Here is a 25,813-nt window from a genome sequence, read left to right as displayed (position 1 = left end):
GATACCTCACAGGAAGATGCTGATGCTGGGGGCGAGGATCGTGGTCTGCTCGAGGACGATCCGGCGCTCGCGGATCTTGAAGGGCAGGGTGCCGGTGTGGTGGCGCAGCACATCGAAGCGCTCACCGACGAACCAGTCCTGGTGCCGCTCGAGCCGGCTGCGGTAGACCCAGAAGTTGCACACCACGTCGAGATCGCCGTCCTCGCGGTGCGCGACACGGACATTGGTCAGCAACCGCCGGGTGCGCGACGGGGGCTCCTCCGACCACGACAGGCCCGAGGTCAGCCGTCGGACCCTGCCCCGCAGGAAGGGGAAGTCGTCGTCGATGAACGCGCCCTCGTCCGGGCCGGAGATCTCGGCGTCGCGTTCCCGGAACGTGCGGGTCATGCGGGTGGGCGCCCAGTAGTGCACGTCCTCCCCGAAGAACTCGAGCCATTCGTGGTAGCGGTGGTTGTCGAGGTGTTCCGCCTCGGCATACAGGAACTGTTCGACCGCGTGCTGCAGATGCACGTCGGCGCGCTGGACGGCCGCGGGCAGCCCGTCGGCGCTGCGGGTGTCGGTGGTCATCGGTTCTCTCCTGCGTGTTCGGAGCGCTTGGCCTCGTCGGCTCGGCGGAGGATTTCGTCCCACGGCAGGCCGTCGACGAGATCCAGCCACCGCTGGTAGAACCCGCGGGCGGCGGTTTCGCTGTAGACATCGTTGGACAGGCCGGGAAGACCGTGACTGTCGCGTTCCTCGAATCCCATCCCCATCTGGACGTTGAACTCGGTGCTGCGCGACTTCCAGCCTCGCAGCACTTGCTGCACCTCGGTCCAGTTCTCGCCGTCATCGGTCTCGAAGACCCCGGCCGGGCTGAAGGAGCGCTGGGTGCCCCGCCGCATTCCCGCCTTGGCCTCCGGCGAGGCATCCTTCGGCACGAACGTCCATGCCCACACCTCGATCTGTCCGGGACCGCGCGGATGCCACACGCGCATCGTGTTTACAGGTCCGAGCCAGGAGAAGTTCGGGAAGATCAGATTGTGCCCCGAGACCTTCACGGCGCGGTCGGCGCCGATCCGCCGGAAGACTTCGTCGCGGTTGGCTGTCTGCCAGGCGCTGTACTCGGGGCCTGCGTGCAGGTCGGGGCCGAATTCGGGGAGCCAGAAGCTCCCCGATCCGTGGCCGTCACCGGCGAACTGCCGGCCCGGTGCGTCAGGCGGTGGGTTGAGCAGACCGTGGAAGGCCGGATCCTCGTGCAGGGCCAGCATCGCCGACGAATGCGAGATCGCGGCGTGGTACATGTCGCTGGCGAACTGCTCCGCCGGCAGCTTCCAGTTGCAGTCGATGACCCACTTCGCGGCGCCCTTGACGAACTCGATGCCGTTGTCCCATCGATCGATGGTCGCGTCGAAGTAGTACGCCATCTCGCCCAGATACTCGACGAAGTCCGGGACCTCGTCCGACCAGGTGCCGAAGTGGAACCCCCGGTAGCTCGCGATGCGGGGGACCTTCGTGGCGCCCCAGGAGGATTTGTCGATCCGGTCACGGTATCCGCGTTGCTGCTGCGGCACGTTGATGAGGTTGCCCTCGAGGTCGTACGACCAGCCGTGGTAGGTGCACGTGAACGCGCGACTCGTGCCCTCGTCCGATCGGCAGATACGCATTCCCCGATGCCGGCACTGATTGAGGAACGCCTTCACCGAGCCGTCTCGCTGGCGCACGACCAGAACCGGATCCTCACCCATGTACGTCTGGACGAACGACCCGGGCTTCGGCAACTGACTGTCGTGCGCGAGGAAGAGCCAGGTCCGGCCGAACACCCGCTCGAGCTCCAGTTCGTAGATGCCCGGGTCGGTGTAGATGGTGGGATTGAGTAGGCCGTGAGCGGGGTCGACCAGCGCATGGATGTCACTCATCGTCGGCCCCCACTGCCACGGCGCTGGGGACGTCGGCAAGGACCTGATGGCCCCACGTGCTGGCCGACCGGTAGTGGCCGACGGTCCACGAGTCGTCGTCCACGAGTCTGCCGTTCCATCCGTACTCGATCGCGAACCCGGACGGTGTGGACAGATAGAACGAGGTCATCGCGTCGTTGGTGTGTTCCCCGAGGGCGCGGACGACCTGTCCTGGCGTCTCCATCGCCAGATCGAGTGCCCGGCCGACGGAGTCGAGGCGGCTGAGCTCGAGCATCACATGGCCGATCCCCGGTTCGAAGCCCGGGATGGCGGCGAGCGCCACCGTGTGGTGACGCGGATTGCAGTGCAAGAAGACTGCATTGGTCGGGCCGAAGGCGATGGTGTCGCTGGGGCGGAAGCCCAGCATCGACTGGTAGAACTCGGCGGATCGCTGCGCGTCGGATGCGAAGAGGAACACATGCCCGAGGCCGAGATCGCCGGTGACGAAGTCGATTCCCCGCGGCGACACGAACGGGGTGTGGTCGTGCGGATGGCCGTACACGACCTCGATCGGGTTGCCGTCGGGGTCAGCGAAGGCGATGAGCCGCTGCACATGCCGTGCACGTGCCAGATCGGCATCCTCCGAGACCGGGACCGAGTTCGCGACCAGGCGGCGGGCGAGCGCGTCGAGGTCCTCGCTGGTCCGCGTCTCGAACCCGAGGGCGAGCAGGGCGTCCGCCCCGGGGGGACCGTCCTCGACCGTCAGCCGGTACTCACGCTCGTCGAACCGGAAGCGGGCCTCGGTGGGGTCGTCGGACGATACGAGTTGGGCTCCGACGATTCGGGTGCCGAACTCCCTCCACTCGTCGACGGGGCCGCGCACACGCAGGTATGCAAGAGCCTTCACAGTGCTCACGGGATTTCCTTTCGTTGACATCTCAGATCCGGCCGCGCAGGAACAGCGTGCTGAGCTGGACGAACCGATCGGCCTGTTCGATCTGCGCCCAATGACCGCAGTGCGGCATGACATGCAGGCGCGCGTTGGGGATTCGCCGGGCGAGCCATTCGCTGCTCTCGGCGGGGACCACCGAGTCCTCGCGGCCGTGGACCAGCAGGACATCATTGCGGATCCGCCGCAGCGATGTCTCCGGGACACGTAGGCCCGGAAGCCCGGGACCGGATTGCGGAAGCCCGAAGGTGAGGAGATGGGATCGGCGCACGTCCGGACGCAGCGCCGTCTCGAGCCGGTCCCGGGCGATCGCGTCGATCTCGTCGCCGAACAGGTCCGGATCGTGGAGCATGTACGAGATCAGCTGCTTCATGCTCTCGAGCGTGGGGTCGTTGTAGAACTCGATGAGCTTGAGCAATTCCCCGGTCGGCGCGGTGTTGCCGCCGCCACCGGCCCCCATGCCGATGACCTTCCCGATCCGGTCCGGGGCGACGGTCAGCATGTTCAGGGCGACGACCCCACCCAGCGAGTTCCCCACGAGGTGCACGCTGTCGAGGCCGAGGGCGTCGACCAGCGCCAGGTTGCTCAGTACGAGCTGCCGGACACGTCCGCTCGGGGGGAGCTCGGCCGGGTGACTCGAGTCGCCCCAGCCGACCTGGTCGATCACAAGACAGTCGTAGTCGTCCGCGAAGGCGGAAACGGTCGCGGCATAGTTCGACAACCCGGTGGCACCGGGCCCCGATCCGTGCAGGAACAGAATCGTCTCCCCGGTGCGCGGACCGGCTCTGTTGAGCCGGATGCGGAAACCGCCGGCTTCGACGTCCGAAGTCTCCATTGTTGTCGTCATCGTCATCCTCTCTACGTCCGGGTGTGCCCAGATTTCACCCCGGGCCGCGGTGGGTGGGGCCACGCCACGGGGCACCTGAAACGCCCCGGCCCGGGCGAATCCGGTTATGGAATAGATTCAGGTCGCGTCTGTTTCGGGATCACCCGGTGACGTCGATGTCGCGCCGGGCGTCCGGGCTCCTCAGTTGGCGGACCAGCCTGCGCAGGTCGGTACCGGCGAACCGCAGAGTCTCGTCCGGAACTGCAATCCTGTTTTCCGCCAGGATTTTTGCCGATCGGACATCGCGCGGCTCGTCCAGGGCGGCTGCGGCGGCAACGCGCCCGTCGCGCACCCAGAAGGCCACGAATCCGGGTTCGGTGGACGAGTCACGGACAATCACGCGGTCGCCGGGCCGCCCGCGCCCGTACATCTGCAGCGTGTGCTGGTACTGGTGCGACCAGAAGTAGGGGATTTCACGGTTGACGGTCGCGTTGCCCGCCATCGACGCTCCGACGGCTGCACCGTGCCGGCGGGCCACGTCCCAGTGCTCGATCCGACCCCGGTGACCGAGGTGCGGGTTGACGTGCGCGGCGATGTCTCCGGCCGCCCAGATCCAGGGGTCGCTGCTGCGGCCCAGGTCGTCGACGGTGATGCCGTCGGCGCAGGCTACTCCCGCCTGTCTCGCGAGACCGTCGTTGGGGACGACACCGCACCCGACGACGACGGTGGCCGCGTCGAGACGTTCGCCGGTCGACAGCCGCACCGACTCCACTGCGCGCGAGCCCGCGAACGCGTCGACCGTACGGCGCGTCAGGATGCGCACCCCCCGTTCCGTGTGCAGCCGGCAGATGCGCCGGGCGATCTCCGGGCCGACGGCCGCCAGAAGGGGGAGCTCGCCGAGTTCGACGACGGTGACGTCGATTCCGCGGTCCACCGCGGCCGCAGCGACCTCGAGGCCGACGAACCCTCCACCCACGACGACGAGCGGCCCACCCGCCCTCAGCCGGGCGGACAAGGCCGCGGCGTCGGCCGCATCTCGCAGCGTGAGGATGTTTCCGAGGGCGGCCCCGGGGACGTCCAACCGCCGTGCCGCCACGCCGGTGGTGAGCAGCAACCGGTCCGCGACAAGCTCTTCCCCGTCGGATGTGTCGATGCGCCGGTCCGACGGTCGAAGCCGGCACACCCCGACACCGAGGCGCAACTCGATGTCCAGGCGCCGGTACTCCGTCTCGGCCACTATCTCCCGCAGCCTGCGGTCGGAGAGGTACTCCTTCGACAGTGGCGGGCGTTCGTAGGGTGTGTGAGGGTCGGCGTCGACGACGGTGATTCGACCGGCGAATCCGTTGTCTCTCATCGCCGACGCCGCGGCCAGGCCGGCGGCGCCGGCGCCGACGACGACGTGGTGCTTGTTTCGGGTCAAGGTGCCATCTCCTTCACGGAGCGGTTGGGAGGTGCCCCACTCCGCAGGCATGTTGTACGGATCACAGTAGGTTCGCGTGGACACCGCCGTCCATCGACTGTTCCGTGCGCCGGAACTCCGACCGAGACGGTCCTGTGAAGTGTGATGCGGCCCAGCGTTTCTCTCATCTGCGGACCCGAATCGGCACGGCGAATCCGCCGGAGCACGGCCGTGGTCGAGCGTATGCTCACCGCCATGCCTGTCGAACGATCCGGGCGCGCTCAGTACACCGACATCCTGACTGCTCTTCGAGACATCGTCGCGGCCGACAGTGCCGACGACGTGGTGCGCGCGGCACTCACCTCGGCGCGCGCCACCGCGCGTGCCGACGCGGCGTTCTGGATGGACGCCCGCGAGGACGGTCTCCACATGGTGGCCGGGTCGGGTCTGAGTCAGCCCGAAGTCCATGCCCTGAGCCACATACCGCCCGACCGGGGGCTCGGAGGCGAGGTGCTGCGCAGCGGCGGACCGGTGTCGACACCCGACTACAGCGCGGACCCCCGGGCGATCCCCCGGATGCGGCAGCTGCTGGAACGAGAGGGACTGGTCTCGGCGGCGGCGGTGCCGGTGAGCGGAGCCGCACACGTCGACTCGGTGCTGTATGTGGTGTCGCGCGCACGCCGCCCCGTCGAGTCGGAGGAGCTGCGCGCGCTGGCCGGTCTCGCGTCGATGGCCGGGGAGCTGCGCGAGCGGGCCGTGGAACGAGCACGCGCCGCGCAGGACCTGCGGACACTCGAGGACGACCGCGAGCGGTCCCGCGCCGAGCGGGAGCTGTATCTGGCCACGGCCGAATCGATGCTCTCCGGTGCCGGCCTCGACCACTGTCTCGAACTCGCAGGCGACGCGTGGGGCGCATCGGTGCACCTCGAGGGGCCGAACGGCCGCCCGCCGCGGCCGGGCAACCCGACCGTCGACCGAAGCCGCACGACGGGGTGCGTGCGGCAGTTCCGCGTCCCCGGAACGGACAACGCAATGCTGACCCTGCGCGGGGCCGCCGCCACCGGGGACGACTCGGTGCGCGTGCTGGCGGCTCTCGTCGGGATGGACCTCGCGCGGCACCGTGCCGCCCTCGAAACCGAGATCCGCCTCACCGATCACTTGGTGCGGAGCCTGCTGGACGGGTCGAAGGACGAGCTGCGCCGGCTGTGGCATCGGGCTCTGCTGGTCGGGCTCGATCTCGGCGTCCCTCGGGCGGTCGTCGCCGTGGGAGGTGACCGGCACGTGGATCGGGCACTGCTCGACACCCTGGGCCGGCGGGTGCGGACTCGGGTCCCCGACGCGCAGCTGACCACGTTCGAGGGCGACGCGTTCGTGCTGTGGCCTGTGCGCGGCGACGCGGAATCGAGCGTCCTCGCAACGCACCTCGCTGCGATCGTCGAGGAGTGCCGCCCACACGCGCTCGGCGCCGGCATCGGTCCGGTCTGTCGCCGGGCCGAGGACTATCCCGCGGCCGTGCGCGAGGCCCGCTTCGCGCTGCGCGTCGGTGTCCACGGACGACGCGAACGCGCCGTCGTCACCGTCGAGTCTCTCGGAATGTACCGCCTCTTCGCGCACGTCGGCGGAGTCGACGCGCTGGCGGCCGCGGCGGAGGAATCGTTGGCTCCGGTGCTGCGCGCCGACATCCGCGACGGCTCCGATCTGCTTCACACGCTGCAGACGTATCTGGAGAAGGACCGGCGAGCGGCCGAAACGGCCCGTGCACTGCACGTTCACGTCAACACGTTGCGCTACCGCATCGAACGCGTCGGCAAGCTGCTCCGCGTCGATCTCGACGACCCGGATGCTCGCTTCTTCCTGCTGCTGGCGCTGCGGTTGAGCACCGTCGTGGGACGCCGGGACGGCCGCTGACGCGGGCCGCGCGACCGCGCTCCTACGGGCCGGCGCCGCGATCGGCGCCCTGGGCGACGATGTCGGCGCGCAACAACCGGTAGAGGGCGCCGATCTTGCGTTCGAGGTACGCCGCGTCCCCCCCGGACTCGATGACGGCGCCGCGCACGAACGTCACGCTGGTCAGGGCGAGTTCGACCGCGAGCGCGCGCGGGTCCACCACACCGGCCTCTTGCGCGAACGGCTCGATGACGTCCACCAGCTGGTCGCGGGCATAGCCGGTGGCCTTCGCCACCACAGCGGCGAGTTCCGGGTCGGCCGCCCCGTGCCACACGATGTCCGCCTCGAGCTGGAAGTACGAGATGTGTTCGGCTATGGTTGCGGCCGCAGCCGACCAGTACGCGCGCATCGCCTCCTCGGTGGATCCGGAAATATTCACCGCCCGAGGAAGATTGGCGAAGAACCTCCGGCTTCCCCGCTCGATCACCGCGGCGAGCAGGCCGGACTTGCTCTTGAAGTGGTGATAGATCGATCCGACGGGAAGCCCCGATGCACGCCGGATGTCCGCGATGGAGGTCCGGTGGTAGCCCTGAGCCGCCATCAACTCCTCCGCGACGTTCATCAGGTGATCGCGACTGTTCTGTGAAATTGCCTCCGCGCCGGCCATGGATCCGGTCCCCACCTCCCTCGACTCGTCTAGACAGATACGTAACGCGCCCCGAGCGACCGGCCGATCGCGGCCGACGCCTCCCGCAACGGCGAGACGAGTTGCTCTCCGGTGCCGTACCCGCTCGGAAACGCCACGGAGATCGCCGCGACCGCATCGTCGCCCACCAGGACGGGAACCCCTACGCACGCCAGGCCTTTCGCAGATTCCTCGCGATCGAGCGCGTACCCGGAGATGCGGACGCGCTCGAGACACGTGTGCAGGTCGTCCGGACGCACGATCGTGCTGGGTGTGCGCGGGACGAGGACGCGAGATCGCGACGGCGCGGGGCCGAGGGGTGTGTGTGCGAGCAGAGCCTTGCCGACCGCCGTGGCATGAGCCGGCAGCCTGCCACCCACCGAGGCCGGGGTCGACGTTGCACTACCGGTCATCTTCGCCAGATAGACCACGTCGTTTCCGCGCAGGACTGCAAGGTTCACGGTCTGCCTGGTGGCCCGGTGGATTCGTTCGAGGAACGGCAGCGCAGCGTCACGGAGTTCGAGCTCGGCGGAGCAGAGTCCCACCGAGAACAACCGCAGTCCCACCTGATACCGGTCGTCGATACGCTCGACGGCGCCCACCTCCTGCAGCATCGCGAGGAGACGGTGCGTCGTGGACTTGGGCAACCCGCTTCCGCGCGCGAGTTCGCTCAGCGTCATGGACCGTCGGGACTGAGTGAATACACCCAGGATCTCGAATGCCCGCCCGAGCAACGATGCGGTAGCCGCACGATCGTCCGGCGCCGAAACACTGCGGCATTCCAGTCCGGGACGAGGATCTCCTGCCATAACGCCTCCAAGCTGGCTAGAACGATCGTTCCAATGAGGCTATCCACCGACCGGCACCCTGTCAACGAATCACGCCCGTCGCACCGCCTGCGCCCCTCGGGGTCGCGTCCACGTGCCCACCGCCTCGAGTCGATGCCCACAACACCCGGCCCGATCGCTGGACGAGTCATCCATTGAGCACCGATCCGGGTCCGGCCACAGTCGAAGCCATGACATCCGAATCCCCCTCTCCCCCGGACCCGACCTCGGCGCCACGAATTCAGGTTGTGGTCGTCGGCGCCGGCCCCGTCGGACTCGTGGCGGCCCTCGCCGCGCACTCACACGGCCTCCGGACGACAATCCTCGAGGCTGAGGACAGCAACCGGCTCCGACCCGGAAGCCGCGCGACCTACCTCTACCGCGAGACGCTGGACCAGCTCGACGCATTCTCCCCCGGCCTGGGCGCGCGGCTCGCCCACGAGGGCGTGACCTGGCCGCGTATCCGTTCGACGTACCACGGCCGCACCGTGTACGAACGGACCTTTCCGCGCGCGCCCCACGGCGCGTTCGGCGCCAGCATCTCGCAGCGGCTGCAGGAGCGGGCGATGCTCGAGCACGTCGAGAAGGCCGGGATTCCGATCCGGTGGAGCAGTCGGGTCGGCAGCGTATCGTCCACCGAGAACGGGGTCACCGTCCACCTCGTGGACGGCAGCACGATCGACGCAGACTACGTCGTAGCCGCCGACGGTGCGCACTCCGCGGTACGCACGTCGCTGGGAATCGGCATGGAGGGTCCGCGGTCCGACGCGTCCTTCGTCATCGTGGACGTCGACGAGGTTGCCGACGACCCGCTGCCCCTCGTGCGGGAGTTCCACTACCGGCACCCGGCGGTCGAAGGACGCAATGTTCTCGTCCTGCCCTTCCAGGGCGGGTGGCGCCTCGACCTCCAGGCACGCCGAGACGACGACGTCGAGGCCCTCCAGTCGGCCGACGGCACCGCCGCCTGGGTCGCGGCCATCCTCGGCGAACGCTACCGCGATCGCATCGCGTGGGTCTCGCGCTATCGATTCCACCGCGCGGTCGCCGCTCGATTCACGGACCCGCACAACCGGGTGTTCCTCGCGGGTGAAGCGGCGCACCTGTTCGCACCGTTCGGCGGCGGACGCGGATTGAACTCCGGAGTGCGCGACGCGCAAGCCGCGATCGAGGCGTTCGCCGCCGCAGCTCGCGACGGCGGGGACGCCGCCGCCCGGGAACAGGTCGGCGCGGCGGGCGAGACACGCCGCCGTGCAGGGCATTTCAACGCCGATGCCGCCGGTGGCGCGCTCGCCCAGATGGAGGCGAACACCGTGTTCGACCGTGCCGCGCAATGGGGTGCGGCGTTCGCCGCGCGCTGGTGGACCCGACCGGGAATGTGGCTGGACAGCCGGGTGACATCCGGTTCCGCCGAGCGCTTCTCGCCGTCCACCCGATTCTGACCATCACCGCACGCCGAGGACCATCATGATCGATCAACCTCATCCCAGCCCCGGCACCTCGAACACCAGCCTCTGGGACGTGTTCGCCCGCCGCGCCGCCGCCCACCCCGATCGCGAGGCCGTCGTGCACGGTTCGTTCCGCTGCACCTACGGCGAACTGCGGGAACAGGCCGAACGCACCGCCGCCGGTCTCGAAGCGCTGGGGGTGTGCCCCGGCGACCGGGTCGGCATGCTCTCGTACCCGCGCCCCGAAGTCGTCGCCGTCTATCTCGCGTGCGCCCGGTTGGGCGCCCTCTTCCTCGGGATCGGAACGCGGGTGAACGAGAAGGAACTGGACTACATCCTCACGGACGCCACGCCCTCCGTCCTTGTCACCGTGGAACGATTCGAGGGCACGCAGTTCGGTGCCCTCGTCGATCGGGCCGCGGAACGCCACGACATTCGTGCCGTCGTTCGTCTCGGTGACGAGCCAGGCGGGCCAGTGCCCTTCGAGGCGGTTCCCGCACGATCCGTCGCGCGGCCCGTCGATCCCGACGCCCCGCTGTCGATCGTCTACACGTCCGGGACGACGGGGGACCCGAAGGGCGCCGTCGTGACCCATCGCGGCATCCTCACCTTCTCCGCGCTCCTGCGCCACACTCCCGTCGAGGCGCCACGCATCCTGTCGCTCATGCCGATCGACCACATCGGTGGTCAGGGCAACGAAGTCGTGTCCGCCATTCTGTCCGGCGGCACCCTCGTCCAGCTGCCGCGCTTCGAGGCCGGCGCCGCACTCGACGCGATCGAGCAGGAGAAGGTCACCCTCTGGCAGGGAGTCATCCAAACCATGCTCAACAGGCTCATGGCACACGATCGGTTCAAGACCGCGGACCTCGGCTCGCTCGAGCGGTTGTGGTGGGTCGGTCCGTTGCCGGTGAGCCTGGCGGAACGGCTCGCCGCCCGGATCCCCGTCGTCGGCGCCTCCTACGGCATGACGGAGATCGGGTGCATCACCATGACCGATCGGGACATCACCCCTGCGGAGGCGACCCGCACCGTCGGCAAGCCGCTCGACGACATCGAAATCCGGATCGAACCGATCCCGGGGCACCGCCCCGGCGAACCCGGCGAGATCCTCGTACGACGCAACCCGTTGATGCAAGGGTATTGGGGAAAGCCCGACAAGACCGCCGAAGCGATCACGCCGACGGGATGGCTCCGCACCGGCGATCTCGGATACTTCGAGGACTCGGGAAACCTTGTCCTGGCCGGTCGTTCGAAACTGCTCATCCGCTCGGGCGGCTACAACATCTCACCGATGGAGATCGAGCAGGCCGTCGAAAACCACCCCGGCATCCAGCTCGCCGCCGTGGCCGCCGTGCCGGATCCCGACCTCGGCGAGGCCGCCCACATGCTTGCGGTCCCGGCCCGCGGGCACGCCCCGACCGAGGAAGAAGTGAAGAGGTTCCTTCGCGAGCGCCTCAGCTCGTACAAGATCCCCAAGAGCGTGCGGTTCTGCGACCAGCTCCCGTTCCTGGCCAACTCCAAGCTCGACCGCCGGGGCGTGCAACGGATGCTCGACCCGAGATCCGACAGCCCCGCACCCGTCCCGTCCCAGGAGGAACGATGATCGTCTTCGGCAGCACCGCCGATCTCACCCAGCACGTCGGCACACATCTGGGCTCCAGTCCGTGGGTGACGCTGGACCACCGGCACATCCGCGGATTCGGTGAGGCCACACACGACTTCAACTGGATCCACTTCGACACCGAGCGCGCCGCGGCGTCCCCGTTCGGATCGATCATCGCGCACGGCTACCACACGTTGGCGCTGATCGGCGGGCTCATCCAGCAGACCATCGATACGTCCTTCTGCTCCCTCGGACTCAACTACGGTCTCAACAGAGTTCGTTTTCCGGCCGCGGTTCCGGTCGACACGCGGGTACGGCTGGACCTGCACCTGGCCGACACCGTGCCGTTCGACGGCGGCGTCGACGCCGTCTACCGGTGCGTCATCGAGATCGAGGACGGCGACAAGCCCGCCTGCGTCGCCGAGGTGATCTTCCGCTACTACGACTGATACCCGCCGCCCGTCACCCCTGCCTTCGGAGAACCCATGCCTGTCTTTCACGACGGTCTCGCCGAGACCGCTCCTCCCCGTGGCCCGGTCGTCGAAACCGACGTCGCCATCGTCGGGTCCGGCCCCGCCGGCGCCTCCGCCGCACTGTTCCTGTCCACGCTCGGCATCGACAACATCATGATCACCAAGTACCGGTGGACCGCCAATACGCCACGCGCTCACATCACCAATCAGCGGACGATGGAGATCTTCCGCGACGTGGGCATCGAGCAGCAGGTCCTTGCGGAGGCGTCCCCCCACGCCATCATGGGTGACACCGTGTTCTGCACCGCCCTGGCGGGCGAGGAACTCGGGCGGATCCTGGCGTGGGGTACCCACCCCGCACGCGAGGCCGACTACGTGCTCGCCTCGCCGTCCCTCAACTGCGACATTCCGCAGACGCATCTCGAACCGATCCTCGTGAAGAACGCCACGGTCCGCGGTACGCAGACGCGGTTCTCGACCGAGTACCTCTCGCATTCCGAGGTCGCCGATGGGGTCACCGTCCGTGTTCTCGATCGGCTCGACGGCCGCGAATTCGACATCCGGGCCAAGTATCTGATCGGGGCGGACGGCGCCCGCTCCACGATCGCAGCCTCCCTCGACCTGCCGTTCGAGGGCCGGATGGACATTGCCGGTTCGATGAACATCACGTTCCGTGCCGACCTCACCGACCTCGTCGCGCACCGCCCCTCGGTGCTGTACTGGGTGGTGCAGCCCGGCTCGGATGTCGGCGGCATCGGCGCCGGACTCGTCCGCATGGTGCGCCCGTGGAACGAGTGGCTCGCGGTGTGGGGCTACGACATCGAGCTGCCGCCACCGGAGATGAACGACGATCACGCCCGGGAGATCGTCCGCACCATGATCGGTCGCGACGACATCGACGTGGAGATCACGGGCTACTCGCTGTGGGGCAACAACGAGATGTACGCCACGCACATGCAGTCGCACCGGGTCTTCATCGCCGGCGACGCGGCCCACCGTCACCCGCCGAGCAACGGCCTGGGCTCCAACACCTCCATCCAGGACTCCTACAACCTCGCCTGGAAGATTGCCGCCGTGCTGGAAGGACGCGCCGGTCCGGGACTACTCGAGACCTACTCGGTCGAACGTGTCCCTGTTGCCGAGCAGATCGTCAGGCGCGCCAACAAGTCCAGTCGGGAGTTCGTGGGAATCTTCGAAGCCCTCGGCACAACTCGGGTGACGACGGTCGAACACATGCAGGCCGAACTCGCCGAACTCCGGGCCGACACACCCGAAGGTGCCACCAAGAGGCAGGCGCTCGCGGCGGCGATGGAGCTCAAGAACTACGAATTCAACGCTCTCGGCGTCGAGCTGGGGCAGAACTACGCCGGCTCCACCGCGGTGGCCGGGGACGGGAGCGTCCTGCCCGCCCCCGCGCGGGATCCGGAACTCTACTACGAGCCGCACACGTATCCCGGTGTGCGCCTGCCGCATTGCTGGGTAGGCAGTTCGACGAGCAAGATGTCCACGCACGATCTGGCGAAGTACACGCAGTTCACTCTCTTCACCGGCAAGACCGGCCGGGCGTGGGCCGGCGCGGCGGCGAAGGTCTCGGAGGAACTCGGCGTCGAGGTGGTCCCGATCGTGATCGGAGCCGGCGAGCAGGTACAGGACCTGTACTTCGACTGGAACAGGCTGCGGGAGGTGGCGGAGGACGGTGCGGTCCTGGTCCGGCCGGACACCCACATCGGATGGCGAGCACACCGTGTGGCGGACGACCCGGTGGCCGCACTGCGCGACGCCATGCTCCGAATCCTGCACCGGCAGGCGTGACCGATGGGACTGTCGTTCACCCATGAGTCCCTTCCGCAGCGCGTGGTGTTCGGGGCCGGAGGCGCACGCCGCCACCTCGCGGCCGAGATCGATCGGCTCGGCGCCGCGCGGGTCATGCTCGTGGCATCGGCGGCGGAAGATGCCCTCGCCGACCGCATCGCCGGGGACCTGCCGGTGGTTTACCGCTGGTCGGAGGTCCATCCGCACGTCCCCGTCGAGGTTGCGCGACGAGCACGGCGGGCCGCAATCGACGCCGAGGCCGACGCCCTCGTCAGTATCGGCGGAGGATCGGCCGTCGGCCTGGCCAAGGCCGTCGCGATGACCACCGGCCTACCGATCGTGGCCGTGCCGACGACCTACGCCGGTTCGGAAGCGACCAACGTGTGGGGGCTGACCGAGAAGGGGGTGAAGACCACCGGCGCCGACAACGCGGTCCTTCCGGCCTCGGTGATCTACGACTCCGAGCTGACCGTCGGCCTGCCGGTCGATCTCAGTGTGGCCAGCGGCCTGAACGCGCTCGCCCACTGCATCGACTCGCTGTGGGCCCCGCGCGCCGATCCGATCAATGCCGCGCTCTGCCTCGAGGGCACCCGTGCCCTCGCCACCGGCCTGCCGGAGGTTGTCGCGGACCCCGGCGGCATCGACGGCCGCGACCGCTGCCTGTACGGCGCGTACCTCGCTGCCGTGGGGTTCGCGTCGGCCGGCGCGGGCATGCACCACCAGATCTGCCACGTCCTCGGTGGCGCGTACGGTCTGCCGCATGCGCAGACCCACGCCGTCGTGCTGCCCTACGTGCTGGCCTTCAACGCCGCGTCGCTCCCCACGCTCGGCCGGCGCCTCGCCGTCGCGCTGGGATCCCCGACCCCGACGGATCCCGACGCGGCCTCCGCAGCGCTCGACGAACTACGGCGGCGCTCGAACGCTCCGACGTCTCTCGCCGAGCTGGGGATGCGCGAGGCGGATCTTCCCGACGCGGTGCGGCGCTGCCTTGCCGCCGTTCCCGATACCAATCCCACACCCGTCACGCCGCGGAACCTGACCGAGCTGCTGTACGCGGCGTGGTCGGGGCGGCAGACCCGGAGGACTCCGTGAACACCCCATCCGATCACACTCACGAGCCGTTCCACCCGACCGCCCGCCCACTCGACGCGGTGCCCTCCGTATCGCCCGAACAGGCACGACGCGAGCAGGACCTCGTCGACCGGGTCGTCGCGTCGTTCGACAACACCGGTTCGCCGCGCCTGCGTCAGCTCATGCAGGCGCTCGTCCAGCATCTGCACACATTCGTGCGCGAGGTACGGCTCACCGAGCAGGAATGGAGTACCGCCGTCGGTTTTCTCACCGAGTGCGGACACATCACCGACGACAAACGCCAGGAGTTCGTCCTCCTCTCGGACGTCCTCGGTGTCTCGATGCAGACCATCGCCGTCAACAACGAAGCCATCGGCGACGCCACCGCGTCGACCGTGTTCGGGCCGTTCTTCGTCGACGGGTCACCGCGCATCGAGACCGACGGCGACCTGACGTTCGGCGCGAAGGGCCAACCGTGCCGAGTGCAGGGCACCGTCCGCGACCTCACAGGCCGGCCTGTGCCGGGCGCGCGCCTCGAGGTGTGGGAGGCCGACGAGGATGGACTGTACGACGTGCAGTACCGCGACGAGCGCGTCGCGGCTCGCGCTCACCTGTTCACCGGCGACGACGGCCGGTACAGCTTCTGGGGACTGACCCCCACCCCCTACCCGATTCCGCACGACGGTCCGGTCGGGCGGCTGCTCGAAGCCGCCGGGCGGTCACCGATACGCGCGTCCCACCTGCACTTCATGGTGTCCGCGCCGGGACTTCGAACGCTCGTCACCCATATCTTCGTCGACGGCTGCGACTACCTCGACCGCGACAGCGTGTTCGGTGTCGAGGACTCGCTCGTCAAGGACTTCGTCCAGCACTCGGCCCAGGAGACTCCGCCGGACGGACACGACCTCGCGGGGCGCAGCTGGGCGAGCGTCGATTTCGACATCGTGCTGGCGCCCGCCGAGTAGGCCGGCCGTGGCGACGCCGGTACCGACCGTCCGAGTTTGTGCGGCGCGCGCCTAGACGCGGACGGTGACGTCCGGGTTCTCGGGGATGCGGATTCCGGCCTCGGCGAGACGCTGGGCCGCGTCCTCCGCGGTGGACGGCCGGCCGGTGGTGATGTAGCTGCCGGTCGGCACCACGGAGTGGACGATGGTGTCCGGGTAGACGTGCACGAGGTTGAAGCCCTGGGCACCGTCGTGGCCGCGCTGGCACCCGGCCGGAACGTTGAGGTCCTGGGTGTAGCACGTCGAGGAGGCCACGGAGACGGGGATGTCGGCGAAGGTCGCGGTCGTGGTGTAGTGCAGGTGCCCGGCGAGGATGGTGCGCACGTCGGTGCCGCGCAGCACCTCGGCGAGGCCGGCCTGGTCGCGCAGCTCGACGAGCACGGCCTGGTCGAACACGCTGGGCACCGGCGGGTGGTGCATGGCGAGGATGGTGCCGAAGCGCGCCGACGTCTCGAGTTCCTGCGCCAGCCAGTTCAGCTGTTCCTGCGAGATCTCGCCGTGGTGGAAGCCTGGCACCGAGGTGTCGAGGGTGATGATGCGCAGGCCGTTGACGTCGTATACGCGGTCGATCGGGCCGGTGGACGGCGCCTGATCCAGCAGCAGTTCGCGGAAGGTGGCGCGGTCGTCGTGGTTGCCCATGGCCCACACGATCTGCGCGCCGAGTGCCTGCGCGACGGGCTCGACGAGGCCGCGCAGCTTCGAGTAGGCGTCGGGCTGGCCGCGGTCGGCGAGGTCGCCGGTGAACACGAGCGCGTCCGGCTGTACCTGGGACGCGCGGATATCGGCGAGAATCTGCCGCACCCGGGCGTCGGCGTCGACCGTCCCGTAGAGCAGTTCGTCTCCGCCGACCAGGTGGGTGTCGGTGATGTGCAGCAGGGTGTGCGAGGGCCTCGGGTATTCGGCTATTCGCTCGGCCCCACGAGGGCTGCCCATGATCTCTCACTTCCGTTCGCCGACGTGCTCAGGCGCACACGTCGAGTATGACCATAGTCGAACGGGTTCGGGTTGCCCTTGGGCACCCCGGAGTCGACGCGACGGCGAACAGGGCGGAAACCTCGGGTGCCGTCAGGCGAGGTGCGCCCCCAACGGCGTGGATTCCGGCTGGTCGAGGCGCCAGAACATGCCGCCGTCGCACGATTCGACGTCACCGCTGAGGTAGCTGGCGACGGCGACGGCGGCGGTGGTCGGATCGGGAAACCGCCGGCCCTCCATCGGACCGGCCGTGATCTCGAGGACGCCGGTGGCGGGGTCGAACCGCCCCTTGACCCGGTAGCCGTCCCAGTCGGCGAGCACCGGCAGCCGCGGGTCCTCGGCGACCTCGGGTTCGGCCGCCCCGCGTGCCTTGCCCGAGGCGCTCGCCTTGCGCGCGCGGTTGCGGGCGAGCCGCTCCTGCTCGGCCTCGGCCGCGTCGTCGTCGGTGTAGCGGGTGGTGTCCTTGGCCGGCGTCAGGCCGAGCAGGTCCCAGCGGTCCTTGCCGTGGGCGACGCTGCTGAGCGGGATGGCGTGGCTTCCGGTGCGGGTCCGGCCGCGCGCATCGGCCATCCAGATGTCGACCTCGGCGGCGATCCCCGCCGCGACCTCGTCGGACGGAAGCACGAAGTACGTCACCGGGGTGCTCCCCAGGTCCACGAAGACCCAGAACTGCGAGCCCGTGTCGTCGGCGTCCGGCAGGGCGTCCTGCCGTCGCGCCTGCCAGTCCCCGTCGATCTTGGCGCGGACGCGCACGATGCAGCTGTCCCCGTCGACGCCCCACACCTGGACCGGGTTGCGCGGCAGGTGCTCGAGCCGCTCGGCGCGGCCCCCGCGCTGGATGACCTCGGAAATGAAGGCTTGGATGCCTCGACCGGCCGTATCTTGCACTCGACTGCGTCCATTTCTGTGCTGCGCCCCGTACGCATCGGTGAGCTGTGTTGCGACGGGTCCAACGCGGCACGACTCGAGTTTCTGTACTCCAGAGTACGGGCAGGGGTTCGGCGGTGGCCGGACGAGTCGGCCTTCGGTGGGTCGGACCGGGTGCCGCGACGATGTCCGCCCCGCGCCGACGAGGGGTAATTTTGCTGCCATGAGCACGTCCTGGCAGGACCCGAAGGCTGTGAACCTGATGCTCGACGACTGCGACACCTGGGCGGTGGTCGGGCTGTCCGGCAATCCCGGCCGGACCGCGTATCGGATCGCGCGCCTGTTGCAGGAGCGCGGCAAGCGGATCGTCCCCATTCATCCGAACGCGCCGACGGTGCTCGGCGAGCAGGGCTACGCGTCCCTCGCCGACGTCCCGTTCCCCGTCGAGGTGGTCGACGTGTTCCGCCGGTCGGAGTCGGCGGGCGAGTTCGCCGACCAGGCCGTCGCGATCGGCGCGAAGGGCGTGTGGTTCCAGCTCGGCGTGATCGACGAGGACGCGTTCCGGCGCACCACCGAGCAGGGCGTGGCGATGGTGATGGACGCGTGCCCGGCGATCGAGTGGGGCAGGCGGCGCGGCTGAGCCCGCTGCCGCGCCGCGGCGTCGCCCTCGCTGACCGGCCGACCCGCCGGCGACGGCCGGCCGCCGTGCCGATCGAGCGGAGGGATCAGGACGCCAGGATCCGGGCCTTCTCGGCCTCGAACTCGGCCTCGGTGAGCACGCCTTGTGTTTTCAGCTCGGCGAGGTCCTTCAATGCGGCGATCCGGTCCGTCCCTCCCGGCGCCGCCGGGGCGGCCGGCGTCGGGGCAGGTTCGGGCGGGTACTGCGCATCGCGGTCGTATGGAGCCTGCTCCTGCGCCGCCCAGCGCCGGCCCTGCCGCCGGGACACCCGGTTGGACACGGCGGTGGCGGTTCCGGCCACCACGGCGGTACGGGCGACTCCGCGAAGCAGTCCGGGCATGGTGCACTCCTCGGGTACTCGAATGGCATGTCGATTCGAATTACTTTGCTCTACTTCAGCTTTCAGATCCAAGGGCGTCCAGAGACGACAGGATGCTCTGCACCGGGATGCGGCCCGACGCGACGAGCTGGGCGCCGTTGCGACGCAGTGCCCGCGCGAAGGGCGCGGCCCAGGTGTTCTCGTAGACCAGGACGGCTGCCGAGCAGCCCGGCTCGAGCGCGGCTCCGGCTTCGGCGAAATCAGTGTCGTCGAGCAGACCCGAGGCGGCCTCCGCGAACAGGGTCACGTCGAACTCGCCCTCGAGCCCGACCTCGGCGATGTCGATCCCGGCGACGGAGCCGTCGGGGTCCTTGCGGACGAACGCCAGGTCCAGCACCCGGATGATGCCGCGCTCGACGAGGTCGCGCAGGAGCGGTAGCGCCGACCCGTCGGGAGGGCGATCGGCAGGAAACTCGATGACGAGATAGTCGACCGGACCCATCTCGTCGATATCGGAATCGGTCACCAGGAGCCTCGTTTCAGCGACGGAACCAGTGTTCGGCGGGCGCACCACCCACCACCTGTTCGACGATAGTCCGCGCGCGGCAACCCGCATCGGTTTTTGCACATGCGGCATCGGGACACCGACCCGCCCCCGGCGCATGCCGGTCTCGTGACCGCTTCGAAACGGGAAAAAGGCCCGAAGCCACTGCAGAGAAACAGAGCCGAAGCGCACACTGGGCGAGACCAATCCCGCCTCGGAAGGGGAGCATCATGTCTCAGAACGTGCGTGCCGATCAGGAAGGCATGTCCGTCAAACAGGGCATCGCCGCGGGGACGTCGATCGGGGCCGCGGTCATCATGGCCACGATCGGCATCCTGCAGTTCTTCCAAGGGATTGCGGCGGTGGCCGAGGACGAGGTGTTCGTCCAGGGCCAGGAGTACACCTTCAAATTCGACCTGACCACCTGGGGGTGGGTCCATATCGTCTTCGGTGTGGTGATGGTGGTCGTGGGCATCGCCCTGATCAGCGGCGCGACGTGGGCACGAGTGTCGGCAATTGTCATCGCTGCGCTGTCGATCCTCGCGAACTTCCTGTGGCTCCCGTACTACCCGTGGTGGTCGATCCTGATCATCGCGCTCGACGTGGTGGTGATCTGGGCGATCTCGACCTGGAACCCGCGAGCCGACTACTACTGACCAGGCCGAGGAGGAGATCCGGACCTTCGTTCCCCTGCTGATCGAGAAGTCGGCCTGGCGCGAAATCGGGAATGCTTCTCGCTCGTCCCGGACCGGTCGCACATAGGCGGACAGCGATGACACAACAGGGAACCGGCGCCCAGGACGATTCGGCGCCGGGCGCGCCCGACACGGCGAACACCGGTGCAGGTCTTCCCGGCTCCGGAGCTCGCGCCGCGACCGTCGAGGCCGCGGAAGGAGACGACGAGAGCCGGTCGCCCGAGACCGGGGGCCGCCGGAAGCTGCTGTACGTCACCCTTCCGGGGTGCTGGGGCGCACTGATCTTCGCGTGCCTGTCGTTCACGCCGTCGCTGCTACCACGCGGAGGCCTGCTCCAGGGCATGATCTGTGGCATCACTGCCGCGATCGGCTACGGGTTGGGGGTGTTCGCGGCGTTCGTGTGGCGCGCATTCGCCGACCGAGGCCCTCGACGTCCGCGGCGCGGCTCCTGGCTGGTCTTCCTCGTCGCCGCGGCGGTGCTGTTCGTCGGCTCCTTCGCCGTCGGTCAGTACTGGCAGCACGAGATCCGCGGGTTGATGGGGGTCACCGAGTACAACGTCGCGCTCGTGGTCCTCTCCCCCGTCGTGGCTGCAGTGATGTTCGGTCTCCTCCTGGCGGTCGGGCGCGGCGTCCGGGGCTTGTATCGCTGGCTGGCCGCTCTGCTCAACCGGTGGATCGGACATCGCGCGGCGACCGTGGTCGGGTGGCTCGCGGTCGCCTGGCTCGTCTATGCGGTCGTGTCGGGTGTGCTGCTCGGTGGCCTCGTCGGTGTCGCCAACTCGGCGTTCTCGGTGCGGGACACCATGACCCCGGAGGGCATACAGCAGCCCACGACCGGCCTGCGTTCGGGCGGACCGGGATCGGTGGTGCCGTGGGAGTCGTTGGGGTGGCAGGGGCGCAGCTTCATCGGCTCCGGCCCCTCCACGGAGGAGCTCACACAGTTCGCCCAACGCCCGGCCCTGGAGCCGATCCGGGCCTATGCCGGACTGGCGTCGGCCGACGACTCCGAATCCCGGGCGGCGTCGGCGGTCGAGGACCTCAGCCGTGCCGGAGGTTTCCAGCGGGGGAACCTGCTGGTGATCACCACCACGGGAAGCGGGTGGGTGGACCCCGCGCTGGTGGATTCGTTCGAGTATCTCACCGGTGGCGACGCGGCGACCGTGGCGCTCCAGTACTCGTACCTGCCGTCGTGGATCTCCTATCTGGTCGATCAATCCAAGGCCCGGCAAGCCGGTCGCGATCTGTTCGACGCGGTCTACGACGTGTGGTCGAAACTGCCACAGGACAACCGCCCCCGGCTGTTCGTCGCCGGAGAGAGCCTCGGCTCGTTCGGCGGCGAGACCGCCTTCAGCGGCGAATACGATCTGCGCAACCGCACCTCGGGGACGCTGTTCGTCGGCCCCCCGAACTTCAACACCCTGTTCCGGGAATTCAGCGATCGGCGTGCCCCGGGCAGCCCGGAGATCGAGCCGGTCTACCAGAACGGGCGCACGGTGCGATTCACCAACGATCCCCGGACGGAGATTCCTCCCGCGGACACGCCCTGGGACGGCAGTCGGGTCCTGTACCTGATGCATCCGTCCGACCCGATCGTCTGGTGGAGCCCGAATCTGATCCTCGGCGAACCGGACTGGATCGGTCAGCCACCCGGACAGGATGTGCTCGAGGAGATGTTCTGGATGCCGTTCGTGACGTTCTGGCAGGTCACCGCGGACCTGCCGTTCTCCACCGGTGTCCCGGGCGGCCACGGCCACAAATACACCTCCGGGTACGTCGACGGGTGGAACGCGGTCATGCAACCGACGGGGATCACCCCCGAGCAACTCACCACCCTCCGGACGATCATCGAAGCCGGCGAGTAGGACAGGAGGGGCGCTCCGGTGGCGCCTCCCCCAGGTAAGCATCCGGCGGACTTCCACTTGATGGAGCTGGTGCTCGGTCGATCCCGCGGAGCCGGATTGGACGTGGCGTTCCGGATGGCTGGGCCATGAGACCAGCCTCCGCTTTCCCGAACCGGCAACTGCATCGGTGTGGTCCAATGAGGTGGTGTGTAGATGGAGGGCCTACTCCGGCGATCCGCTCCTCGGAGCGAAGCCCAACGCGCAGTTCCCGAACCACTTTGCGATGTGCCGCGCGCATGGAACAACACGTCCGAAGCATCGGCCGCTCCGATCGGTCTGAGCTTCGTCGGGAAGGAGTCTGCTGCTCGACACGCCGCGGCATCCGGAAACAGCGCTGCGGACCCATCCGACCATCTCGAGGAGACGGCGTGTACACGTACAGGGTGATCGAAGTTCGCGAAAAGATGCTCGGCGGCAAGATGTCCGGAGACAAACTCGAGCGGCTCCTCAACGAACAGGCCCGCCAGGGATGGCGACTGAAGGCGATCACCTCGGCAGACATCAAGGGACGGCTCGGCCCCGGTGGTGTCGAAGGGCTGCTCGTAACGTTCGAGCGCGAAGACTGAGGGGACGTGCCGTGGCGCGTCACCACCGCTGAATCGCACAAACGGGTGCCACGCGGTCGATACGTGAAACCCGGCCGACAGGATGGGAAAACGCGATGCGTATCGAGGACTACGGACTGATCGGAGATCTGCAGAGCGCCGCACTCGTCAGCCGTGACGGCGCCGTCGACTGGCTGTGCCTGCCCCGCTTCGATTCTCCGTCGTGCTTCGCCGCTCTGATCGGCGACGATCGGCACGGACGCTGGAGTCTTCGTCCGGCCGGTGAGATCGCGGACGTCACGCGCCGATACCGTGCCGGAACGCTCATACTCGAAACCGACGTCGAAACCACGGACGGGGCGGTCCGGATCATCGACTTCATGCCTCGTCGCGGTGACGGACCACCGCGGCTGATGCGGATCGTGGAGGGCTTGCGCGGTCGGGTTCCGATGCGGATGCAACTGTCGATCCGGCCGGACTACGGCACGATCACCCCGTGGGTCGAGCCCGCTGCCGATGGCGTACTCGTCATCGCCGGTCCGGACTCGTTCCGGCTGAGCACCCCGGTGCCCCTGCAACTCGGGGACGGTAATGCGACGGCGGACTTCGTCGTCACCGAGGGCGGACGCGAGCGGTTCACGCTGTGCTGGCACGACTCCTTCGGTCCCCCTCCCTCGATCGAGGACGCCGACTCGGCGCTGGCCCGCACACAGGCGTGGTGGCGCGAGTGGAGCGGCCGGCTCGCTTACGCCGGACCGTACCGGGACGAGGTGCTGACCTCCCTCATCGTGCTCAAAGCCATGACCCACGAGGCGACCGGCGCGCTGATCGCGGCCCCGACGACCTCCCTGCCGGAAGACATCGGTGGGGTGCGCAACTGGGACTACCGCTACTGCTGGATCCGTGACTCGGTGCTGGCCCTCGAATCCCTGCTGGCCGGCGGGTACACCGAAGAAGCGTTCTCGTTCCGGAATTTCCTCCAGCGGGTCGGTACGGGAGACCCCGCGAAGATCCAGATCATGTACGGTATCGGCGGCGAACGGCGACTGACGGAGTTCGAACTACCCAAGATTCCGGGATACGAGGGATCCACTCCGGTGCGCGTCGGCAACGCAGCGTCGGAACAGTTCCAACTCGACGTCTACGGTGAACTGATCGGCGTCGCCTTCCTCAGTACCGAGGCCGTGGGACGGGTCGAGCCGCATCTGTGGCCGCGCTGGCGCACCCTGATCGAGTACGTCGAGTCGATCTGGGACGAGCCCGACGACGGGATCTGGGAAACCCGCGGACCGCGGCGGCACTTCACCCAGTCGAAGGTCATGGCGTGGGTGGTGTTCGATCGCGCGGTTCGCCTGGTCGAACGGTACAACCTCGACGGACCGGCCGAACGGTGGAGGCGGCTGCGCGACCAGATCCACAACGAGGTGTGTGAGCGCGGCTTCGACCCCCGGCGCAACACCTTCACCCAGTACTACGGATCGGAGGAGCTCGACGCCAGCGTGCTGACAATTCCGCTCGTGGGGTTCCTGCCGGGCACCGACGAACGGGTGACCGGCACAATCGACGCGGTCACCCGCGAACTCGGGCGCGACGGGTTCGTCTCGCGGTATTCGACCTCCCGGACAGACGACGGTCTACCCGGCGACGAAGGGCAGTTTCTGGCGTGCTCCTTCTGGTTGGTCAGTGCGCTGGCCTTGAACGGCCGTGTCGGGCAGGCTCGCACGCTGTTCGAGCGGCTCGCCGCATTGAGCAACGATCTGGGTCTGCTCGCCGAGGAGTACGACGTCGGCCGCGATCGCCAGGTCGGCAACTTTCCTCAGGCGTTCAGCCACCTGACCCTCATCGGCGCCGCTTATGCCATCGCCGCCACCGAGGCCGAGGCCGCCGGAGGATGATCCGCCCGCCGCGCGTGCTCGTGGGGAGCCGCAGGATCAGCGGCAGTGTCGGCAGGCACCGGCGAAACAATGCTCGAGTTGTTGCTTCCCCATCGACTGCGAGGGGCATGACATGACAGAGAGCCTCAGCTCCTCCCGGCCGCCTGCCGCTGTGCGACGAATGCTGATTCCCTTGGCATTGGCTCAGTTCATCTGTAGCTTTGCCGGCTCGAACATGAATGTGATGATCAACGACATCAGTACGGATCTGGGAACGACGGTGCAGGGCGTGCAGACCGCGATCACCCTGTTCCTGTTGGTGATGGCCGCGTTGATGATTCCGGGCGGCAAGCTGACGGACCGATGGGGGCGTAAACGGTGTTTCGTTCTGGGCCTTATCCTCTACGGAGCCGGGGCTCTGCTCAGCGCAGTGTCCCCCACCCTCGGGGTCTTGATTCTCGGCAACTCGATCCTCGAAGGGGTCGGCACCGCACTGCTGATCCCGCCCGTGTACATCCTGACGACGATGCTCTTCACTGACACAGTCTCTCGGGCACGCGCCTTCGGTGTGATCACCGGGATGGGCGGCATCGGCGCGGCGGCGGGTCCGTTGATCGGTGGTCTCATCACCACCGGTATCGACTGGCGCGCGGCCTTCGTGTTCCAGGCGCTGATCGTCGGGGTCATCATCTTTCTGAGCCGAGGAATAGACGATCCGGTACCCGCCGACCCGGCACGACCGTTCGACATCGGAGGAACCGTCTTGTCGGCCGCCGGCCTCGTGTGCCTTGTGATGGGCATCCTGCAAGCCGACAACAACGCCAGGTTGGCGGTGATCCTGATCGCTCTCGGTGTGCTGTTGGTGCTGTCATTCCTGCTGTACGTGCGGGCTCGTGAGCGAGCCGGTAAAGAGCCGTTGCTCTCACTCACCCTCTTCCGCAACCGCACATCCAACCTCGCCCTGGTGACTCAGAACGTCCAATGGTTGCTGCTGATGGGAACCGCATTCGTCGTTTCAGCGTTCCTCCAGGTCGTGCGGGGCTACAACGCCATCCAGACCGGCGTGATCTTCACTGCGGCCACCGCTGGCATCCTGGGCGCCTCCCTGGGAGCCGAGCGGCTGGCAACCAAATACTCGCAACGCACGTTGATCATGGCCGGATTCGTCGCCACTCTGGCAGGAATCGTGATTCTCCTCGTACTCGTGCGCGCCTCGTCCAGTGCGTGGGCGTTCGCGCCGGGACTGCTGCTCATCGGGGTCGGCCTCGGAACCATGCTGACTCCGTCGGTGAACGTCGTGCAATCGGCATTCCCCGAGGACCGGCAAGGGGAGATCTCGGGTCTGTCGCGGTGCGTGTCGAACCTCGGCTCGTCGCTGGGCACTGCCGTGGCCGGCACCGTGCTCGTCGCCGGCTTGACCTCACCGGACCGGGCGTACGCGCTGGCAATGGTCGTCCTGGCCGTCATCGGTCTGGTGGGGTTGCTGGTGGCGGTGTTCCTGCCTGGCACCGGCGGACATGACCGGCATGCTCGCATGTCGAATTGACAGTTCGGCGTGGGGG

24 protein-coding genes are annotated in these 25,813 nt (G+C 68.3%); 13 read left to right on the top strand and 11 right to left on the bottom strand.

Annotation, left to right across the window (positions count from 1 at the left end; translation table 11 throughout):
* Positions 1–6 precede the first annotated feature (6 nt).
* The 5 genes from KZJ41_RS10575 to KZJ41_RS10555 all read right to left on the bottom strand — a co-directional run bounded on the left by KZJ41_RS10575 (position 7) and on the right by KZJ41_RS10555 (position 5,069).
* Complete coding sequence (locus KZJ41_RS10575) at positions 7–567, bottom strand: aromatic-ring-hydroxylating dioxygenase subunit beta (RefSeq protein WP_006933066.1); 561 nt, start codon at positions 565–567, stop codon at positions 7–9.
* Positions 564–1,895 carry an aromatic ring-hydroxylating dioxygenase subunit alpha gene (locus KZJ41_RS10570; protein ID WP_050034940.1) on the bottom strand — a complete coding sequence of 444 codons (1,332 nt, stop codon included), beginning with the start codon at positions 1,893–1,895 and terminating at the stop codon, positions 564–566. Before KZJ41_RS10570 ends, KZJ41_RS10575 begins: the two co-directional genes overlap by 4 nt.
* Entirely contained in the window at positions 1,888–2,790 is a 903-nt protein-coding gene (locus KZJ41_RS10565; RefSeq protein ID WP_232334090.1) for a VOC family protein, read from the bottom strand. The genes KZJ41_RS10570 and KZJ41_RS10565 overlap by 8 nt, the downstream gene beginning before the upstream one ends.
* A gap of 22 nt (positions 2,791–2,812) precedes the next feature.
* Positions 2,813–3,670 carry an alpha/beta fold hydrolase gene (locus tag KZJ41_RS10560; protein ID WP_044475720.1) on the bottom strand — a complete coding sequence of 286 codons (858 nt, stop codon included), beginning with the start codon at positions 3,668–3,670 and terminating at the stop codon, positions 2,813–2,815.
* A 139-nt stretch (positions 3,671–3,809) separates the two neighbouring features.
* Positions 3,810–5,069, bottom strand: a complete 1,260-nt coding sequence (locus tag KZJ41_RS10555; protein ID WP_050034939.1) for an NAD(P)/FAD-dependent oxidoreductase — start codon at positions 5,067–5,069, stop codon at positions 3,810–3,812.
* Positions 5,070–5,303: 234 nt separating this feature from the next.
* Between KZJ41_RS10555 and KZJ41_RS10550 the strand changes: the two genes are divergently transcribed.
* On the top strand, positions 5,304–6,956 hold the full coding sequence (locus KZJ41_RS10550) for a helix-turn-helix domain-containing protein (RefSeq protein WP_050036325.1): 1,653 nt from the start codon (positions 5,304–5,306) through the stop codon (positions 6,954–6,956).
* A 22-nt stretch (positions 6,957–6,978) separates the two neighbouring features.
* Here KZJ41_RS10550 and KZJ41_RS10545 read toward each other — a convergent pair whose 3' ends face one another.
* Both KZJ41_RS10545 and KZJ41_RS10540 read right to left on the bottom strand, forming a co-directional pair.
* Entirely contained in the window at positions 6,979–7,557 is a 579-nt protein-coding gene (locus KZJ41_RS10545) for a TetR/AcrR family transcriptional regulator (RefSeq protein ID WP_235431185.1), read from the bottom strand.
* A gap of 74 nt (positions 7,558–7,631) precedes the next feature.
* Positions 7,632–8,429 (bottom strand): IclR family transcriptional regulator, encoded by a 798-nt coding sequence (locus KZJ41_RS10540; RefSeq protein ID WP_256997141.1) that lies wholly within the window; start codon positions 8,427–8,429, stop codon positions 7,632–7,634.
* Between the two features lie 209 nt (positions 8,430–8,638).
* Between KZJ41_RS10540 and KZJ41_RS10535 the strand changes: the two genes are divergently transcribed.
* The 6 genes from KZJ41_RS10535 to KZJ41_RS10510 are packed head-to-tail and all read left to right on the top strand — an operon-like array spanning position 8,639 to position 15,816.
* Positions 8,639–9,886 (top strand): NAD(P)/FAD-dependent oxidoreductase, encoded by a 1,248-nt coding sequence (locus KZJ41_RS10535; RefSeq protein WP_232334091.1) that lies wholly within the window; start codon positions 8,639–8,641, stop codon positions 9,884–9,886.
* A gap of 25 nt (positions 9,887–9,911) precedes the next feature.
* Complete coding sequence (locus tag KZJ41_RS10530; RefSeq protein ID WP_050034936.1) at positions 9,912–11,495, top strand: class I adenylate-forming enzyme family protein; 1,584 nt, start codon at positions 9,912–9,914, stop codon at positions 11,493–11,495.
* Complete coding sequence (locus tag KZJ41_RS10525) at positions 11,492–11,944, top strand: MaoC family dehydratase (protein WP_050034935.1); 453 nt, start codon at positions 11,492–11,494, stop codon at positions 11,942–11,944. The genes KZJ41_RS10530 and KZJ41_RS10525 overlap by 4 nt, the downstream gene beginning before the upstream one ends.
* 36 nt (positions 11,945–11,980) lie before the next feature.
* Positions 11,981–13,780 carry an FAD-dependent monooxygenase gene (locus KZJ41_RS10520; RefSeq protein WP_050034934.1) on the top strand — a complete coding sequence of 600 codons (1,800 nt, stop codon included), beginning with the start codon at positions 11,981–11,983 and terminating at the stop codon, positions 13,778–13,780.
* Positions 13,781–13,783: 3 nt separating this feature from the next.
* Positions 13,784–14,872 carry a maleylacetate reductase gene (locus KZJ41_RS10515; RefSeq protein ID WP_050034933.1) on the top strand — a complete coding sequence of 363 codons (1,089 nt, stop codon included), beginning with the start codon at positions 13,784–13,786 and terminating at the stop codon, positions 14,870–14,872.
* Complete coding sequence (locus KZJ41_RS10510; protein WP_180986988.1) at positions 14,869–15,816, top strand: dioxygenase; 948 nt, start codon at positions 14,869–14,871, stop codon at positions 15,814–15,816. Before KZJ41_RS10515 ends, KZJ41_RS10510 begins: the two co-directional genes overlap by 4 nt.
* Before the next feature lie 51 nt (positions 15,817–15,867).
* Here the strand turns inward: KZJ41_RS10510 and KZJ41_RS10505 are convergent, their stop codons facing one another.
* Complete coding sequence (locus KZJ41_RS10505; RefSeq protein ID WP_006933091.1) at positions 15,868–16,788, bottom strand: phosphodiesterase; 921 nt, start codon at positions 16,786–16,788, stop codon at positions 15,868–15,870.
* Between the two features lie 132 nt (positions 16,789–16,920).
* On the bottom strand, positions 16,921–17,715 hold the full coding sequence (locus KZJ41_RS10500; RefSeq protein ID WP_029542674.1) for a hypothetical protein: 795 nt from the start codon (positions 17,713–17,715) through the stop codon (positions 16,921–16,923).
* Between the two features lie 202 nt (positions 17,716–17,917).
* Here KZJ41_RS10500 and KZJ41_RS10495 point away from each other — a divergent pair, with 202 nt between their 5' ends.
* On the top strand, positions 17,918–18,334 hold the full coding sequence (locus KZJ41_RS10495; protein WP_029542672.1) for a CoA-binding protein: 417 nt from the start codon (positions 17,918–17,920) through the stop codon (positions 18,332–18,334).
* 85 nt (positions 18,335–18,419) lie between these two features.
* On the opposite strand, the gene KZJ41_RS10490 is transcribed toward KZJ41_RS10495, so the two are convergent.
* Positions 18,420–18,713, bottom strand: a complete 294-nt coding sequence (locus KZJ41_RS10490; RefSeq protein WP_029542669.1) for an SHOCT domain-containing protein — start codon at positions 18,711–18,713, stop codon at positions 18,420–18,422.
* A gap of 55 nt (positions 18,714–18,768) precedes the next feature.
* Positions 18,769–19,218, bottom strand: coding sequence for a DUF6325 family protein (locus KZJ41_RS10485; protein ID WP_029542667.1), 450 nt, complete (start codon positions 19,216–19,218; stop codon positions 18,769–18,771).
* A gap of 248 nt (positions 19,219–19,466) precedes the next feature.
* On the opposite strand from KZJ41_RS10485, the gene KZJ41_RS10480 reads away from it, so the two are divergent.
* From KZJ41_RS10480 to KZJ41_RS10460, 5 genes are all read left to right on the top strand, one after another.
* Positions 19,467–19,892 carry a hypothetical protein gene (locus KZJ41_RS10480; protein WP_006933103.1) on the top strand — a complete coding sequence of 142 codons (426 nt, stop codon included), beginning with the start codon at positions 19,467–19,469 and terminating at the stop codon, positions 19,890–19,892.
* 116 nt (positions 19,893–20,008) lie between these two features.
* Positions 20,009–21,793, top strand: coding sequence for an alpha/beta-hydrolase family protein (locus tag KZJ41_RS10475; RefSeq protein WP_231385878.1), 1,785 nt, complete (start codon positions 20,009–20,011; stop codon positions 21,791–21,793).
* Between the two features lie 407 nt (positions 21,794–22,200).
* Positions 22,201–22,398: a DUF4177 domain-containing protein gene (locus KZJ41_RS10470; protein WP_029542662.1), complete on the top strand. Its 198-nt coding sequence runs from the start codon at positions 22,201–22,203 to the stop codon at positions 22,396–22,398.
* Between the two features lie 95 nt (positions 22,399–22,493).
* Positions 22,494–24,272: a glycoside hydrolase family 15 protein gene (locus tag KZJ41_RS10465; RefSeq protein WP_251550729.1), complete on the top strand. Its 1,779-nt coding sequence runs from the start codon at positions 22,494–22,496 to the stop codon at positions 24,270–24,272.
* Positions 24,273–24,384: 112 nt separating this feature from the next.
* On the top strand, positions 24,385–25,797 hold the full coding sequence (locus KZJ41_RS10460) for an MFS transporter (protein ID WP_029542658.1): 1,413 nt from the start codon (positions 24,385–24,387) through the stop codon (positions 25,795–25,797).
* Positions 25,798–25,813: the final 16 nt, after the last annotated feature.

It is taken from the genome of Rhodococcus sp. 11-3 (genome assembly GCF_023704055.1).
Classification (GTDB): Bacteria; Actinomycetota; Actinomycetes; order Mycobacteriales; family Mycobacteriaceae; genus Rhodococcus; species Rhodococcus aetherivorans.
This window is presented reverse-complemented; position numbering and strand designations above follow the sequence as displayed.

What these genes read in the sequence shown, in the direction of transcription:
- KZJ41_RS10475 (WP_231385878.1), top strand. Translation starts at nt 20,009, where the DNA reads ATGACACAACAGGGAACCGGCGCCCAGGACGATTCGGCGCCGGGCGCG.
- KZJ41_RS10530 (WP_050034936.1), top strand. Translation starts at nt 9,912, where the DNA reads ATGATCGATCAACCTCATCCCAGCCCCGGCACCTCGAACACCAGCCTC.
- KZJ41_RS10525 (WP_050034935.1), top strand. Translation starts at nt 11,492, where the DNA reads ATGATCGTCTTCGGCAGCACCGCCGATCTCACCCAGCACGTCGGCACA.
- KZJ41_RS10465 (WP_251550729.1), top strand. Translation starts at nt 22,494, where the DNA reads ATGCGTATCGAGGACTACGGACTGATCGGAGATCTGCAGAGCGCCGCA.
- KZJ41_RS10515 (WP_050034933.1), top strand. Translation starts at nt 13,784, where the DNA reads ATGGGACTGTCGTTCACCCATGAGTCCCTTCCGCAGCGCGTGGTGTTC.
- KZJ41_RS10545 (WP_235431185.1), bottom strand. Translation starts at nt 7,557, where the DNA reads ATGAACGTCGCGGAGGAGTTGATGGCGGCTCAGGGCTACCACCGGACC.
- KZJ41_RS10550 (WP_050036325.1), top strand. Translation starts at nt 5,304, where the DNA reads ATGCCTGTCGAACGATCCGGGCGCGCTCAGTACACCGACATCCTGACT.
- KZJ41_RS10495 (WP_029542672.1), top strand. Translation starts at nt 17,918, where the DNA reads ATGAGCACGTCCTGGCAGGACCCGAAGGCTGTGAACCTGATGCTCGAC.
- KZJ41_RS10505 (WP_006933091.1), bottom strand. Translation starts at nt 16,788, where the DNA reads ATGGGCAGCCCTCGTGGGGCCGAGCGAATAGCCGAATACCCGAGGCCC.
- KZJ41_RS10520 (WP_050034934.1), top strand. Translation starts at nt 11,981, where the DNA reads ATGCCTGTCTTTCACGACGGTCTCGCCGAGACCGCTCCTCCCCGTGGC.
- KZJ41_RS10540 (WP_256997141.1), bottom strand. Translation starts at nt 8,429, where the DNA reads ATGGCAGGAGATCCTCGTCCCGGACTGGAATGCCGCAGTGTTTCGGCG.
- KZJ41_RS10460 (WP_029542658.1), top strand. Translation starts at nt 24,385, where the DNA reads ATGACAGAGAGCCTCAGCTCCTCCCGGCCGCCTGCCGCTGTGCGACGA.
- KZJ41_RS10570 (WP_050034940.1), bottom strand. Translation starts at nt 1,895, where the DNA reads ATGAGTGACATCCATGCGCTGGTCGACCCCGCTCACGGCCTACTCAAT.
- KZJ41_RS10480 (WP_006933103.1), top strand. Translation starts at nt 19,467, where the DNA reads ATGTCTCAGAACGTGCGTGCCGATCAGGAAGGCATGTCCGTCAAACAG.
- KZJ41_RS10490 (WP_029542669.1), bottom strand. Translation starts at nt 18,713, where the DNA reads ATGCCCGGACTGCTTCGCGGAGTCGCCCGTACCGCCGTGGTGGCCGGA.
- KZJ41_RS10535 (WP_232334091.1), top strand. Translation starts at nt 8,639, where the DNA reads ATGACATCCGAATCCCCCTCTCCCCCGGACCCGACCTCGGCGCCACGA.
- KZJ41_RS10560 (WP_044475720.1), bottom strand. Translation starts at nt 3,670, where the DNA reads ATGACGACAACAATGGAGACTTCGGACGTCGAAGCCGGCGGTTTCCGC.
- KZJ41_RS10575 (WP_006933066.1), bottom strand. Translation starts at nt 567, where the DNA reads ATGACCACCGACACCCGCAGCGCCGACGGGCTGCCCGCGGCCGTCCAG.